This window comes from Mesorhizobium sp. M0029, from assembly GCF_040323735.1.
Lineage (GTDB): Bacteria > Pseudomonadota > Alphaproteobacteria > Rhizobiales > Rhizobiaceae > Mesorhizobium.
In genome coordinates this window covers 1-13620 of record NZ_JAMYVF010000045.1, presented here as the reverse complement: position 1 = coordinate 13620, position 13620 = coordinate 1, and the positions used below count along the sequence as shown (strand labels likewise).

Sequence of the window (13620 nt, the reverse complement as noted above, 5' to 3'; positions counted from 1 at the left end):
GGGCGGGGGTTGCCCTATCCCCCCTCCCCCCTCATGGGGGGGGGCTGGGGCCGTTCCGGCTATTTTTTATCATTCCCCTCCCCACCCTTGCCCTCGGGCCCGGCCTCCCCCCCGGGCACCGCGCAGGAATATGGCGGCCTGATCAAGCATGGCGCGAAACTCCTGTTTGCCTACGCCGAGGCGACCGTGCCGAAAATCACGGTCATCACCCGCAAAGCCTATGGCGGCGCCTATGACGTGATGGCCTCAAAGCACCTGCGTGGCGACATGAACTATGCCTGGCCGACGGCGCAGATCGCGGTGATGGGGGCGAGAGGCGCGGTCGAGATCATCTACCGTAAGGATATCGGCGACGCCGAAAAGATCGCAGCCCACACAAAGTCTTACGAAGACCGCTTCCTGTCGCCCTTCGTCGCCGCCGAACGCGGCTATGTCGACGAGGTGATCATGCCGCATTCGACCCGCCGCCGCATCGCGCGGGCGCTGCGCATGCTGCGCAACAAGGACATGCAGAATCCCTGGAAGAAGCACGACAACATCCCGTTGTAACATCCAATGTCGCGACTGATCATCAGCGCCGGTCGGCGGTTTGGCAGGTTCACGGTCCTGTTTTTCGTTGTTCCCGCTCTCATCATCTTCTGCGTCTGGATGTCCCTGCTCGACAACCATCCAATCTGGTTTATCGCCAGCGGCTTCGTCGTCATGCCGATCGCCACCACGGCCTTGGCATTTCTGTTCGGCACATTGTTTGCGGGCTTCCGACGCAGCAAGATCAAAGGCGTCAGTGAAGCAGAAGCGCCCGGCCTGTGGGCGCTGTGGCGGAGCGTCGCCGGACCGCGCCGTGCTGCGCGCACGGTTGTCATACTAGAGGGCAACCTGAACGCCAGCGTGCGCGAAGAGCGCACGCTTCTCGGCCTTCTCGGCAATCGGCTGTTTCTAACCATTGGCATCCCTCTCCTCGCAGTGACCGATGAAAGAGCGCTTGCCGCGATCCTTGCCCATGAGGACGCGCATGTGCGCAACAAGGATACCAATGGCAGCCTCAATCTCGCTGAGTTCGAAAACGGTTTCGGATTTGTCTTCGAGTATGCCCCGCCCGGAACCACGATCACAGGCAGCCTGCTCCACGCCACTATCGGCTGGCTGTCGCAATCGTTCGAGCGGGAAGAAATCCGGCTTTCGCGCGAAGCGGAGATCAAGGCAGATCGACACACGGCATCCTCCGGCGACGCCGAGCACGCCGCACGCGCGCTGTTGCTTCTTGCCACGGCAGACGTGCATTTCACGGAGACGGTCTATGACCCTTTGCAGCATGAATTGCGAGGTGCTTTGCGTCCGCCGCGACCGCCGCTCGAGCGCATGCTGGAAGCTGCCGGCCAGCTGCGAGAACCCATTTGCCTCGATGTTTGCGCCCGCAAGGCGTGGGCAAGCCCGGATGATGCAAAGTCCACCCATCCATCATGGGCTCAACGGCTGGCGGCGCTTGGCTACACGGAGCCGCCCGACCTGGACCCGATCGCCGTGACCGCGCTCTCGACGCTGCTGAACTCGAGCGTAGCACAGCGCCACATTTCGGAATTCGACACCAAATGGACTGCGCGGATGGAAGACTATCTCCAGCGCTGAACTGGTGGTCGCCCAACTCGCAGGCTCACTCCTCTTCCGCCGCCCCGAACCCCGCATCCCTGGGGGCGCTGGTCGCGCTCGCCCAGGGCGTCGCGTGATTATCGATGCGCATCTGGAAGATGAAATAAGTCGGCGAGCAGTAGCCGATGCCTTTCACCTTGGCGGCGCCCGGCGTGTCCGGCGGCAGCGACTGGCACATATAATCCTCGCGGCAGAAATGATCGGCCGAACATGCGGGACGGTTGCCGCGGTTGACCGCGCCGCCGAGGCACTGGTCGAAATTGTTGGTGGCGACGCAGGTGTCGAATTTCTTGCCGCCGACCATGCCGCAAATTTCCGATGGCATCGGCTTGCCCGTCTTGAAGGCGGCGAAGCTGCGGTCCTTGTCGTCGCAACCGCGATAAGCGATGCCTGCCGGTACGCCGATTTTCGGTGGCCGGCAGGTGTAGGCGGTCCGCGAAAAGGTCGGCGCAAAAGCAGCGAACTGGCCGGTGATCTTGTAGCGGTCGTTGAACGGCTGAGACGGGTTGCTGGAGATCGACCCGGTCAGGCAGGGATGGCCCGAAAACATCTTTGGACTGTCCTTGGGCAACAGACATTGCGCCAGCGTGGTGCGCACGCCTGAGGCCGTCGCCAGCGGCGTGCAGACGGTGCCGCCACCGCATTGCCAAGTCGCGCCGAAGCGTTTTGCATCATCCGGCATCAGGCACGGCATCGCGATCTCGGCCGGGGCGTAGTCGACATCGCCGGCATCGGTCCATGTCGCCGGCGGCGCGAAGGACAGCGGCCGGTAGCGGTTCGGCTCCTTGCCTTCTTCCGTCGCGCGCAGCCAGGCCTCACGTCGCGGAATCTCGGCATGGAGATGCGGCGAGATGCCGACCTCGATCCGGTTGAGAGGCGACGTCGTTTTGTCGTCGAGGCCGATGAAGTGAAAGCCGGCCGTCGAGCCTGCCTGGTGGCAGCCCTGGCAGGCGCCATTGTCCAGCCGCTCGACCAGCGCCTCCGGTGTCCGCACCAGTTTCAGCGCCGCATAGTCCAGGCCGGCGAAATCCGCTGGCTGGAACAGCGGCGTGAACGGATGGTTGGCCTGTCTCGCGCTGCCGAAGGTCGACCACGAAATGATTTTCTTCGCCAGGAATTCGTTGGGGATTTCGTAGACGCCGAGATCGACCGCCGCGACATTGGCGCTAACATAGTCGGCAAGCCTTTTCTTCAGCGCCGCATCGTCCGAGAGCCGTGCTGTGTCAGGCGTGTTTTCCAGCGGATTCTCGCTGACGGTAGCGCCATCGATGCCGAAGATCCGCATCAGATAGGCCGCCTGCCCGCCGAACTCGGTCTCCTGGCCCGAGGGAAAGCGCACCACTTGCGCGTTGAGTTCGAGCTGTTTGAAAGTCAGTTCCTCCGGTTCCAGCGGCCCGCCGGCCAGCCAGCCGGCATCGACGTTCTCGTCGATCTGCGGTGTCCAGCGCCCGGCAACGCCGACGCAGCCGCCATCGGCATCCGGCGCCACGCTGTAGACGGCGTTGAAGTTGAACGGCAGGCGCGAAGCGAGAAGTTTGCCGTTCTTGCGGAAACTGTAGGCCAGGCGATAGATGAAGCGCACCTCGCCGCAGCTCTTGTCACCTTGGAGCGCGGTGAAGTCGCGCCGGTCCAGCCGGTTGACGACGCCGACCAGGCGGAAGCGCGCGGCCTCGGTCTTCAGCCAGCGCATATCGATGACGCGGCCGACATTGCCGTCGGTCACCTCGTAGGGCGTGCGCCCGCCAGCCTTTATCTCGGCCCGCAGCGCGGCAATGTCGGCCGCCACCATGTCGACGATTGCACGATAGGCCGGCGCCTCGCTGTAGAGCGACTTCAAATCGTCCTCGCCATCGACGGCGAAAACCCCGGCGAAACCAAAGCCCTTGGCATCAAGGGCGGCGAGCACCGCCGGATCGTCGACAATGGTGACCGGTTGCTCGGCGCGCACGGCATGCGATGCGAACAGCGCCATGATGGCCGCAACGACGAACGCGAAATGCTTCATCTGATCGCCACCTTCTGCCGTGCATCGACCAGTTCACGCAGCACCGGCACCAGGGCCAGCGGCAGATCCTCCGCGATCAATCCAGCACCGAAGCGGCTGCCGGCCTCGGCATGGATCCAGACAGCGGCGCAAGCTGCTTCGAAGGGCAACATGCCTTGCGCCAGCAGCGCGGCAATTATGCCGGCAAGCACGTCCCCTGACCCGGCGGTGGCCAGCCATGGCGCGCCATTGGCGTTGATCGCGGCGCGGCCGTCGGAAGCCGCGATGACGGTGTCGGCGCCCTTGTAGATGACAGTGGCGTTGGCGCGCGCCGCAGCCACGCGAGCCTTGGCGAGCTTGGACAGACTTTTGTCGTCGGCGATGTCGGGAAACAGTCGGCCGAACTCGCCCTCATGCGGCGTCATGACCAATGCTGGCGCATCCGGCCTGCCGGCCGCCTCGAACAGCGTTGAGACCGCGTTGCGGAAGGACGTGATGCCGTCTGCATCGAGCACCAACCCTTCGGCACCGCCCTCCCTCTGTTTCCTGCCGAGCACGGCGAGGGCGAAATCGCGCGCCTTGTCACCAACACCAAAGCCCGGGCCGAGGACAAAGCTCGACGACCGGCGATCGCCGAGAAAGTCTTGCACGTCCTCGATAGCGTCGGCCTTGCGCAGCATGATCGCGGTCAGATGCGTGGCGTTCACCTGCATGGCATTGGCAGGAGACAGCACGGTCACTGCCCCTGCCCCGCTTCTTGCAGCGGCAAGTGCGGCCAACCGCGCCGCACCCGTCGCCGACGGTCCGCCGGAGAAGACGCCGACATGACCGCGTTTGTATTTGTGTGCATCGACCGCCGGCACCGGCAGTGCCTCAAGCCAGAACGCCGGCTTGTTTTGAAACGTGCGCGACGCGACCTGCGCGATGATGTCGTCGCCAATGCCGATATCGGCGACGACGATCTCGCCGCATCGGTCCCGGCCGGGCAACAGCAGATGCCCCGGTTTCTTGCGCGCGAAGGTGACGCTGATGTCGGCACGAAATGCCGTGCCGAGAATGTTGCCGCTGTCACCTGAGACCCCTGAAGGCAAATCGACGGCGACAACAGACTGGCGGGCGGCACTGTCCACCGCGCGTGCGGCATCGCCCGAAAGGTCCTTGGACAGCCCCGCGCCATAGAGAGCATCGACAATCAACGAGCCTGGCTCGGCGGCAAAAGCCGCTAGCGGCTTGCGTTCCAGCAGGCATTGGGTCGCGGCGATCGCGGCATCGCTGCCTGCCCTCGGTTCGCCTGACGTCCACAGCGCGACATCGACACCCGTCTCCGCCAGCAACCGCGCCACGACATAGCCGTCGCCGCCATTATTGCCGGGGCCGCACAGCACATGCACGCGGCTCGCGGCGGGGTAGCGCGCCAACACCACAGCAGCGACCGCTTCGCCGGCGCGCTTCATCAGGCCATAGCCGTCCAGTGGACCGGCCGCGATTGCCAACCGGTCGGTCTCCGCCATCTCGATCGGCGACAGCAGTTCCAATTTGGCGCCGGCTGGCAAACCCATCGCTGGTACGTCCTTCGGTTCATCCGCCTTGCGTGGCAGCGTCGGGAGCTCGGCCGGACACGAGGCCGGGATCGAGCTTTGAGGCATAGATCGCCGATTCCATGACGATGGTGAGACCCAGCTTCGGGTCGAGCAAATCCTTGGCCTGGCCGAGAATCAATGCCGCCACATTGGCGGTGATGGCCGGCCAATTGGTCACATCGGCCTCGCCATAGACAATTGTCGCATTCGGCAGGCGGCCGGTCAGACACGTCACCGCCACCGGCCATGCAAATCCAAGCAGCTTCCTGACCGGGAAATGCGGATGATGATTTTTGCCGACCGACGGCAGCCCCTCCAGTGGGCCGCCCAGCGTCTGCGAGACATGGGCGAACATGGCCTCGAGCGAAGGCATACCATTCGGCGGCAGGCCGTTGTTGATCGCCGTTCCGGCAGCGAGGTTCCAGAGCCGCTCCGGAGGTTTCTTGTCGTCGCGGGCAAAGAGCATCTCGTTCAGCGGCTCGCCGAACAGGAAACGCGACCCGTCCTTGGTCGTCACGATGTCTAGCTCGGGTGTGCGGCCGCTGAGCAGAGCGCACTGCGCGGCAAAGCCGGCAATCGCTCCCGCAGCCGAAACGATGGTCTCGGCATGGATGCGTCCATTCACCGCCAAAAGCTGCGGAAGATTGTCGCGCAAATGTCCGAATGCAAAGTTGCAGGCGGCGCTGTCAGATTTGTCGCGCCATGGAAAATCCACGGCCCGCGGCGGTCCGCCACCAGTCGAACCGCCACCGGAGCCGGCAGAGCCACGTGAAGACTGCCCGCGCCCAAATACACCCTTCATTCGTCCACCTTTCACTGCGTCGTTGACGCGGATATGCCCACACCGGGAATGATGGGTCAAATCTGCCAGGCCGCCCAACTGCACGGATCCGCGCGGGCCTGCAAAATGCGCAATCTGCCTAATTATCGTGCAGACGCCCGAAGCGGCAATGTGTAGGCTTCGGGCAGCTTTGCCGCAGCCGAAGCAGAGGATGACGCGAATGTGCATCCCGGCGCGGCGCGGCATTGGAATTGCGCGAAACCGCTTCGCGTGGGCTGAAATTGGCACAGTTCGTGCTTGATGGAGGCGCAAGCGGGGCGCACAACCCGTTTTTTTGGCAGTGGAGGCCACTTTTTACATGAAAAAGATCGAAGCGATCATCAAGCCGTTCAAGCTAGACGAAGTGAAGGAAGCGCTTCAGGAGGCCGGTCTGCAAGGCATTACCGTGACCGAGGCTAAGGGCTTTGGCCGCCAGAAAGGCCATACCGAACTCTATCGCGGCGCCGAATATGTCGTCGACTTCCTGCCCAAGGTGAAGATCGAAGTCGTGCTGGGCGACGACGCCGTCGAAGGCGCCATCGAAGCCATCCGCAAGGCGGCGCAGACCGGCCGCATCGGCGACGGCAAGATCTTCGTCTCCAACATCGAGGAGGTCGTTCGCATCCGCACCGGCGAAACGGGGATGGACGCCGTCTGAGCTTTCTGATTTCAGATTAACGTCTCCTCGAAACGTCATCACACAGGGAAGAAACGACATGACGACAGCCAAAGACATCATGAAGCAGATCAAGGACAACGACGTGAAATTCGTCGACCTGCGCTTCACCGATCCGAAGGGCAAGCTGCAGCACGTGACGATGGATGTCATCGAGGTCGAGGAAGACATGTTCGCCGACGGCGTCATGTTCGACGGCTCCTCGATCGCCGGCTGGAAGGCGATCAACGAGTCCGACATGGTGCTGATGCCCGATGCGGACACCGTCCACATGGATCCGTTCTTCGCCCAGTCGACCATGGTCATCCTGTGCGACATTCTCGATCCAGTCTCCGGCGAATCCTACAACCGCGACCCGCGCGGCACCGCTAAGAAGGCCGAGGCCTACATGAAGGCCGAAGGCATCGGCGACACCATCTATGTCGGCCCCGAAGCCGAGTTCTTCGTCTTCGACGACGTCAAGTACAAGGCCGATCCCTACAACACCGGGTTCAAGCTGGACTCGACCGAACTGCCGTCCAACGACGACACCGACTACGAGACCGGCAATCTCGGCCACCGCCCGCGCGTCAAGGGCGGCTACTTCCCTGTGCCGCCGATCGACAGCGCGCAGGACATGCGCTCCGAAATGCTGACCGTGCTGGCCGAAATGGGCGTGCGCGTCGAAAAGCACCATCACGAGGTTGCCGCTGCCCAGCACGAGCTCGGCATCAAGTTCGACACGCTGGTCCGCAACGCCGACAAGATGCTGATCTACAAATATGTCGTGCACCAGGTCGCCAACGCCTATGGCAAGACGGCCACCTTCATGCCGAAGCCGATTTTCGGCGACAACGGCTCGGGCATGCACGTCCACCAGTCGATCTGGAAGAACGGCAAGCCGACCTTCGCCGGCAATGAATATGCCGGCCTGTCGGAGTCGTGCCTGTTCTACATCGGCGGCATCATCAAGCACGCCAAGGCGATCAACGCCTTCACCAACCCGCTGACCAACTCCTACAAGCGCCTTGTGCCTGGCTATGAAGCCCCGGTGCTGCTCGCCTACTCCGCGCGCAACCGTTCGGCCTCCTGCCGCATTCCGTTCGGCTCGTCCCCGAAAGCCAAGCGCGTCGAGGTCCGCTTCCCCGATCCGGGCGCGAACCCCTACCTCGCTTTCGCCGCCATGCTCATGGCCGGCCTCGACGGCATCAAGAACAAGATCCACCCGGGACAGCCGATGGACAAGGATCTCTACGACCTGCCGCCGAAGGAACTGAAGAAGATCCCGACCGTCTGCGGTTCGCTGCGCGAAGCGCTGCAAAGCTTGGACAAGGACCGCGGCTTCCTGAAAGCCGGCGGCGTCTTCGACGACGACCAGATCGACTCTTACATCGAGCTCAAGATGGCCGAAGTGATGCGCTTCGAAATGACCCCGCATCCGGTCGAATACGACATGTACTATTCGGTCTGAACGATAACCTCAGCGACAAGGAAAAACCCCGGCGTCAGTTCAGACGCCGGGGTTTTTGTTTGACCAATAGCAGACTGTAGACGTGGTAGCAGCAGGCTACGGCGCAGGCTTACGAAGCCTGCGCCGCTATAGATGCTTAGGCGGCCGCCGAAACCTGGGCGCTGGTCGAAACCTCCGCGATGGTCTTCAGGATCTGCGAAGCGATCTGGTAGGGGTCGCCTTGCGAATTCGGGCGGCGGTCTTCCAGGTAGCCCCTGTAGTCATTGTTGACGAAGGAATGCGGCACGCGGATCGAGGCGCCTCGGTCGGCGATGCCGTAGCTGAAGCGGTTCCACGGAGCGGTCTCATGCTTGCCGGTCAGGCGCTTGTCATTGTCCGGGCCGTAGACGGCGATGTGGTCCATCAGGTTCTTGTCGAATTGAGCCATCAGCGCTTCGAAATAGGCCTTGCCGCCGACTTCGCGCATATAGGCGGTCGAGAAGTTGGCGTGCATGCCCGAGCCGTTCCAGTCGGTGTCGCCGAGCGGCTTGCAGTGATACTCGATGTCGATCTCGTACTTTTCGGTCAGGCGCTGCAAGAGATAGCGGGCCATCCACATCTGGTCGGCGGCCTTCTTGGAGCCCTTGCCGAAAATCTGGAATTCCCACTGGCCCTTGGCCACTTCGGCGTTGATGCCTTCATGGTTGATGCCTGCTGCGAGGCAGAGGTCGAGATGCTCCTCGACGATCTGGCGCGCGATCGGGCCGACATTCGAATAGCCGACGCCGGTGTAGTACGGGCCCTGCGGCGCCGGATAGCCGCTCTCGGGGAAGCCGAGCGGACGGCCGTCCTTGTAGAAGAAATACTCCTGCTCGAAGCCGAACCAGGCGCCCTCGTCGTCGAGGATGGTGGCGCGCTTGTTGGACACATGCGGCGTCACGCCATCTGGCATCATCACTTCGCACATCACCAGCACGCCATTGCTGCGGGCCGGGTCCGGGAATACGGCGACCGGCTTCAGCACGCAGTCGGAGCTGTGGCCTTCGGCCTGCTGCGTCGAAGAACCGTCGAAGCCCCACAGCGGCAGCTGCTCGAGCGTCGGGAACTCGGCGAACTCCTTGATCTGGGTCTTGCCGCGAAGATTGGGGACCGGCGTGTAACCATCGAGCCAGATATACTCGAGCTTGTATTTCGTCATTCTAGAGCCTCTCGTTGCTTGATCACCGAACCTGGATGACGCCGGCGCGCCGAGCCATCCAGCAGCCCAGCTGCCGGTCGATAAAATGCAAATCGTGTGCCACTTCAGTTGGTCAGGGTGCGGCAAAAATGCCCTTTCATCCCGCCGGTGATGGCAAGCCGCCTAAGCAATGCGCCCGGATCAATCAAAGGCAGAATTTGCTTAAATAACAGGCAAATGCCGATCTTTCTTTAGGCATCTTGCCTAAAAGGATTGCAGGACCTACCTTGATGGAAAGATGAATCGAAGAGCCTCTCCAGAAGAAAGGAGACCGACCATGGAAATCACCTCAGCCCGTCCGTCGGCCAAAATCCTGATGTTCCCGGTGGCAGCGCGTGCGGGTGCCTCAAATTTAGGCGTAAAGGCCAAGTTTGCGGCAGAGCTTGCTTCGCTGCGCGATCACCCGCTTGCCCATGGCGAGGCCTGGTATCATGAGGCCGCCATTGCGGAGGCCGAACAGCCTCGCAAGAGCTAGGCGTCTTCCGCGCTGATAGATCGAACAGGCCCACAAATCAAAAACCCGGCGCGATCGCTCGCGCCGGGTTTTTTGCTTGATACAGAGCCGTCGGCTACTGCTTGGTATGCAGGTCGGTGCCGAGCGTATCCCTGACGAAGATCATGCCGATGATCAGCGTCACCGCCGCGATCACCACCGGATACCAAAGGCCGTAATAGATATCGCCCTTGTAGGCGCTGAACGCGAACACGATCGCGGGCAGCAGGCCGCCGAACCAGCCATTGCCGATGTGATAGGGCAGTGACATGCCGCTGTAGCGGATGCGTGTCGGGAACATCTCGACCAGGATCGCCGCGATCGGCCCGTAGACCATGGTCACGTAGAGGACCAGGATGAACAGGATGCCGATGACCTTTGCCCAGTTGACCTGTGCGGGGTCGGCAAACATCGCGAACGCGCCCGCTGCCGGAACGCTGTACACGGTCACCTCGGTGGCGCCCGCGGCCTCATCCTTGGTCAGCACCTTGTCCTTGATGGCCTGTTCGGTCGGGACCGCGGTCTTTTCGCCGGCGCGGATGGCTGCCGCATCGAGCTTCAGTTCAGGATTGGCCGCGACAAAGGCGTCGAGCTTCTGGTCGGCAACCTTGGCGGCAGCACGCTTCAGCGGATAACCGCCACCCTGAAGCGCGAGGTTGATACCCTTCTTGAAGGCAGCGTCTCTGGCAGCCTTCTTGTCGCCCGCGGCCTTGGCATCATAAGACGCCACGGTTTCGCTGCCGATCATGACACTCGCCGGGGTCCCCGCCGCCGCCGTCGAGATGATGTCGTAAGGCACCGAGTTCTTGGCAAGGAAATCGGTCGCGATATCGCACGAACTGACCGGTACGCGCGTGCCGGTCGGATTGAACTGGAAGTTGCAGTCTCCCGGAGCCGCCGTCACCGTGGCGCGCGTGTTCTGCTGCGCGGTGGCGAGCGCCGGATTGGCGGCCCAGGTCAACGCCTTGAACAGCGGGAAGGTGGTGACGACCGCCAGCGCAAGGCCGGCCATGATGATCGGCTTGCGGCCGATCTTGTCGGACAGCCAGCCGAAGAAGACGAAGAAGCCCGTGCCGAGTGCCAGCGCAATGGCGATCATGATGTTGACCGACTGCGCGTCGACCTTGAGCACATTGGCCAGGAAGAACAGTGCATAGAACTGGCCATTGTACCATACCACGGCCTGACCGGCGGTGAGGCCGAACAGCGCCAGGATGGCGATCTTGGCGTTTTTCCACTGGCCGAAGGCTTCCGACAGCGGCGCCTTGGAACTCTTGCCCTCTTCCTTCATGCGCAGGAAGGTCGGCGATTCCGAAAGCGACAGCCGGATCCAGACCGAAATGCCGAGCAGGATAGCCGAGACCAGGAACGGAATGCGCCATCCCCAGGCGTTGAAGGCGTCCTTGCTTACGGAATTCTGCACCAGCAGGATGACAATCAGCGACAGGAAAAGGCCGAGCGTCGCCGTCGTCTGGATCCATGAGGTGTAGAAGCCGCGACGGTCGTCCGGCGCATGTTCCGCGACATAGGTCGCGGCGCCGCCGTACTCGCCGCCAAGCGCCAGGCCCTGCAGCATGCGCAGCGCGATCAACAGGATCGGCGCCAGAATGCCCAGTGTCTCTGAACCCGGAAGCAGGCCGACAAGGAAAGTCGACAGACCCATGATCATGATGGTGACAAGGAATGTGTATTTGCGGCCGACGAGATCGCCGATGCGGCCGAACACCAGCGCGCCGAACGGGCGCACGATGAAGCCGGCGGCGAAGACCAGCAGCGTGAAGATGTAGCGGGTGCTTTCGGGAAACGAGTTGAAGAAGGTCAAGCCGATCGCGCCGGCCAACGCTCCGTAGAGATAGAAATCATACCATTCAAAAACCGCGCCCAGCGAGGAGGCGAAGATGACCTTCTTCTCCTCTCGTGTCATGCCGCGGCTGGCTCCGCCGGCGGTCGATGCCAATGCCATTGAACTGTCCTCCCGTGAATCGTCTGCCTTCGACGCTGGGCGTCATCGTCGGCGTTCCCTCTGAACGCGACTCGAACCAGCCATCAGCGTAAAAAATGACAGAAAGCGACCGCCGGAGGCAGACAGACCTTGGATTTATGACTTTGGTATTAGGTGCAGTGCGGCAAAGGCCGAGGATCAGGTCTTCAGCGCATCGAGCAGGCCGACGGCCGCCATCATGTCGCGTTTGCGGGCCGAGCGGCGTGCGACAGCCTCGGCATCCTGGCCCCAATGCTCGATCTGCCAGTCCTCGTCGACATGGCCGGCGGCCCAAGCCGCATCGCCATCGAGCGCACCGTAATCGACCGCCAGCGCCAGCAGCGCCGACCCGGTCAGCGAAGTCATGACATGGATTGCGGCCAGCCGCAGCGGCTCGGCACGCTGGGCAAGATGGGCGCCGAGGACGGCGATGCTTTCGCGCGGCTGCTCGACATGGATGATGCCCTCGGCGAGATTGAACCGAGCCCCTAATGTCGCCCTCGCCCAGTCGATCACCGGATCCCAATGCTGGTTCTGCCGCTCGACCAGCCCCTGTGGCGCGTCGGCGCGGTAGCAGGTCAGATCGGACGAGGCGAAGCGCAAGACGTCCTCCAGCACCGCCTGCGGGTCGCTGGCGACCCCGTCGATGGCGGTGTTGACCAGACGCAACACCGGCATCGTGACCGGGTCGATGGTCTCGCCCTGTGCAGCGAACTCATTGGCGACCAGGGCGGCGGCCTTTTCGGTCGGCAGCGCCAGCAGCGCCTTGCCCGGCGTGCGCACCGGCTTGCCGTCGAGATGGACGGCAAAACCGTCCTCCACAGCTGCGACCGACACGTCCTTGTAGAAGCGCTTCGGCAGGTGCGTCTTCATCTGGATCTGCGCGCGGCGGACCGGATCCGGATCGGACAGATGCTTTCCCGCTTCGAGGTCGTTGAGGATGTCACGCATGGTCGAACTTTCTATCCAGGTACCTGCTTGCGCGCCGGCCGGTTGACGATGATCAGGCCGACAGCGATCAGCCCAAGCGCCACAAAGATCCTGGTCGTCGGCGCCTCGCCCAGAATGATAGCGCCGCAGAGGACGCCGAACACCGGCGACAGGAAAGCGAAGCTCGACAGGGCCGATGCCGGATAGCGCCTGAGCAGCCAGAACCACAGCACATAGGTGAAGGCAACTATATAGAGCGACTGGAACAGCAGCGCCAATGCCGGCAAGGCACTGACCGCGCGGATCGGCGGGCCGGCGAAAGGCATCACCAGGACACCGACAATGGCCGCACCGGCCAACTGATAAAGCAGCAATTTCTCGGCACTGGTCTCGACCAGTTTCGAACGCTTGATGACGATGCTGGTCCCCGCCCACAGGATACCGGAGCCGAGGCTGAGCAGATCGCCCATCAAGGTCATCTCGGTGCCGCCGGCAATCCCGTCGGAAAACACCGCCACCAGGCCGCAGAAGGCGAGAACGAGCCCGCCAAGCTTGCGCGCGTTGATACGCTCACCGAGCAGGAAATGGCCGCCGATCAGGACCCAGAACGGCATGGTGTTGACCAGCAGTGTGTTGCGAGCAACGGTCGTGTATTCCAGCCCGATATAGAGGCACAGGAACTCGACGCCGAACAGCACGCCGACAATGATGCCGGCGACAAGCGACCCGTCGGCCTTAAACAACCTGATGCCGCGCAGCCAGCACCAGCCGAGCACACAGAGCCCGCCAATGATCGAACGTGCGATCGAGACGAAAACCGGATCGAAGCCGGCATAGGAGATC

General features: G+C 62.6%; 12 protein-coding genes. 5 read left to right on the top strand and 7 right to left on the bottom strand.

The window, feature by feature from the left end:
- A partial coding sequence (locus NKJ76_RS31720; RefSeq protein WP_352539179.1) for a carboxyl transferase domain-containing protein occupies positions 1–549 on the top strand: 549 nt, incomplete at its 5' end.
- A 6-nt stretch (positions 550–555) separates the two neighbouring features.
- Positions 556–1626 (top strand): M48 family metallopeptidase, encoded by a 1071-nt coding sequence (locus NKJ76_RS31715; RefSeq protein WP_352539178.1) that lies wholly within the window; start codon positions 556–558, stop codon positions 1624–1626.
- 25 nt (positions 1627–1651) lie between these two features.
- Here the strand turns inward: NKJ76_RS31715 and NKJ76_RS31710 are convergent, their stop codons facing one another.
- The 3 genes from NKJ76_RS31710 to NKJ76_RS31700 are packed head-to-tail and all read right to left on the bottom strand — an operon-like array spanning position 1652 to position 5866.
- Positions 1652–3652 carry a hypothetical protein gene (locus NKJ76_RS31710; protein ID WP_352539177.1) on the bottom strand — a complete coding sequence of 667 codons (2001 nt, stop codon included), beginning with the start codon at positions 3650–3652 and terminating at the stop codon, positions 1652–1654.
- Positions 3649–5190: an NAD(P)H-hydrate dehydratase gene (locus tag NKJ76_RS31705; RefSeq protein ID WP_352515196.1), complete on the bottom strand. Its 1542-nt coding sequence runs from the start codon at positions 5188–5190 to the stop codon at positions 3649–3651. The genes NKJ76_RS31710 and NKJ76_RS31705 overlap by 4 nt, the downstream gene beginning before the upstream one ends.
- Before the next feature lie 19 nt (positions 5191–5209).
- The gene (locus tag NKJ76_RS31700) at positions 5210–5866 is read right to left on the bottom strand and encodes a hypothetical protein (protein WP_352515197.1); all 657 of its coding nucleotides are present in this window, start codon (positions 5864–5866) and stop codon (positions 5210–5212) included.
- 484 nt (positions 5867–6350) lie between these two features.
- On the opposite strand from NKJ76_RS31700, the gene NKJ76_RS31695 reads away from it, so the two are divergent.
- Positions 6351–6689 (top strand): P-II family nitrogen regulator, encoded by a 339-nt coding sequence (locus NKJ76_RS31695; protein ID WP_006205430.1) that lies wholly within the window; start codon positions 6351–6353, stop codon positions 6687–6689.
- A gap of 58 nt (positions 6690–6747) precedes the next feature.
- Positions 6748–8157: a type I glutamate--ammonia ligase gene (gene glnA, locus NKJ76_RS31690; protein ID WP_023672775.1), complete on the top strand. Its 1410-nt coding sequence runs from the start codon at positions 6748–6750 to the stop codon at positions 8155–8157.
- 136 nt (positions 8158–8293) lie between these two features.
- Here glnA and NKJ76_RS31685 read toward each other — a convergent pair whose 3' ends face one another.
- Positions 8294–9334: a glutamine synthetase beta-grasp domain-containing protein gene (locus tag NKJ76_RS31685; protein WP_023755199.1), complete on the bottom strand. Its 1041-nt coding sequence runs from the start codon at positions 9332–9334 to the stop codon at positions 8294–8296.
- A gap of 316 nt (positions 9335–9650) precedes the next feature.
- Here NKJ76_RS31685 and NKJ76_RS31680 point away from each other — a divergent pair, with 316 nt between their 5' ends.
- The gene (locus tag NKJ76_RS31680) at positions 9651–9848 is read left to right on the top strand and encodes a DUF2735 domain-containing protein (RefSeq protein WP_023682589.1); all 198 of its coding nucleotides are present in this window, start codon (positions 9651–9653) and stop codon (positions 9846–9848) included.
- Between the two features lie 94 nt (positions 9849–9942).
- On the opposite strand, the gene NKJ76_RS31675 is transcribed toward NKJ76_RS31680, so the two are convergent.
- From NKJ76_RS31675 to NKJ76_RS31665, 3 genes are all read right to left on the bottom strand, one after another.
- Positions 9943–11829 carry an MFS transporter gene (locus NKJ76_RS31675; protein WP_352539176.1) on the bottom strand — a complete coding sequence of 629 codons (1887 nt, stop codon included), beginning with the start codon at positions 11827–11829 and terminating at the stop codon, positions 9943–9945.
- A gap of 177 nt (positions 11830–12006) precedes the next feature.
- The gene (locus NKJ76_RS31670) at positions 12007–12798 is read right to left on the bottom strand and encodes an ATP12 family chaperone protein (protein ID WP_023738898.1); all 792 of its coding nucleotides are present in this window, start codon (positions 12796–12798) and stop codon (positions 12007–12009) included.
- 11 nt (positions 12799–12809) lie between these two features.
- On the bottom strand, positions 12810–13620 hold an 811-nt coding region (locus tag NKJ76_RS31665; RefSeq protein ID WP_352539175.1), incomplete at its 5' end, for a DMT family transporter.

Coding starts and splice junctions, on each gene's coding strand:
- NKJ76_RS31715 (WP_352539178.1), top strand. CDS start 556: ATGTCGCGACTGATCATCAGCGCCGGTCGGCGGTTTGGCAGGTTCACG.
- NKJ76_RS31710 (WP_352539177.1), bottom strand. CDS start 3,652: ATGAAGCATTTCGCGTTCGTCGTTGCGGCCATCATGGCGCTGTTCGCA.
- NKJ76_RS31705 (WP_352515196.1), bottom strand. CDS start 5,190: ATGGGTTTGCCAGCCGGCGCCAAATTGGAACTGCTGTCGCCGATCGAG.
- NKJ76_RS31695 (WP_006205430.1), top strand. CDS start 6,351: ATGAAAAAGATCGAAGCGATCATCAAGCCGTTCAAGCTAGACGAAGTG.
- glnA (WP_023672775.1), top strand. CDS start 6,748: ATGACGACAGCCAAAGACATCATGAAGCAGATCAAGGACAACGACGTG.
- NKJ76_RS31685 (WP_023755199.1), bottom strand. CDS start 9,334: ATGACGAAATACAAGCTCGAGTATATCTGGCTCGATGGTTACACGCCG.
- NKJ76_RS31680 (WP_023682589.1), top strand. CDS start 9,651: ATGGAAATCACCTCAGCCCGTCCGTCGGCCAAAATCCTGATGTTCCCG.
- NKJ76_RS31675 (WP_352539176.1), bottom strand. CDS start 11,829: ATGGCATTGGCATCGACCGCCGGCGGAGCCAGCCGCGGCATGACACGA.
- NKJ76_RS31670 (WP_023738898.1), bottom strand. CDS start 12,798: ATGCGTGACATCCTCAACGACCTCGAAGCGGGAAAGCATCTGTCCGAT.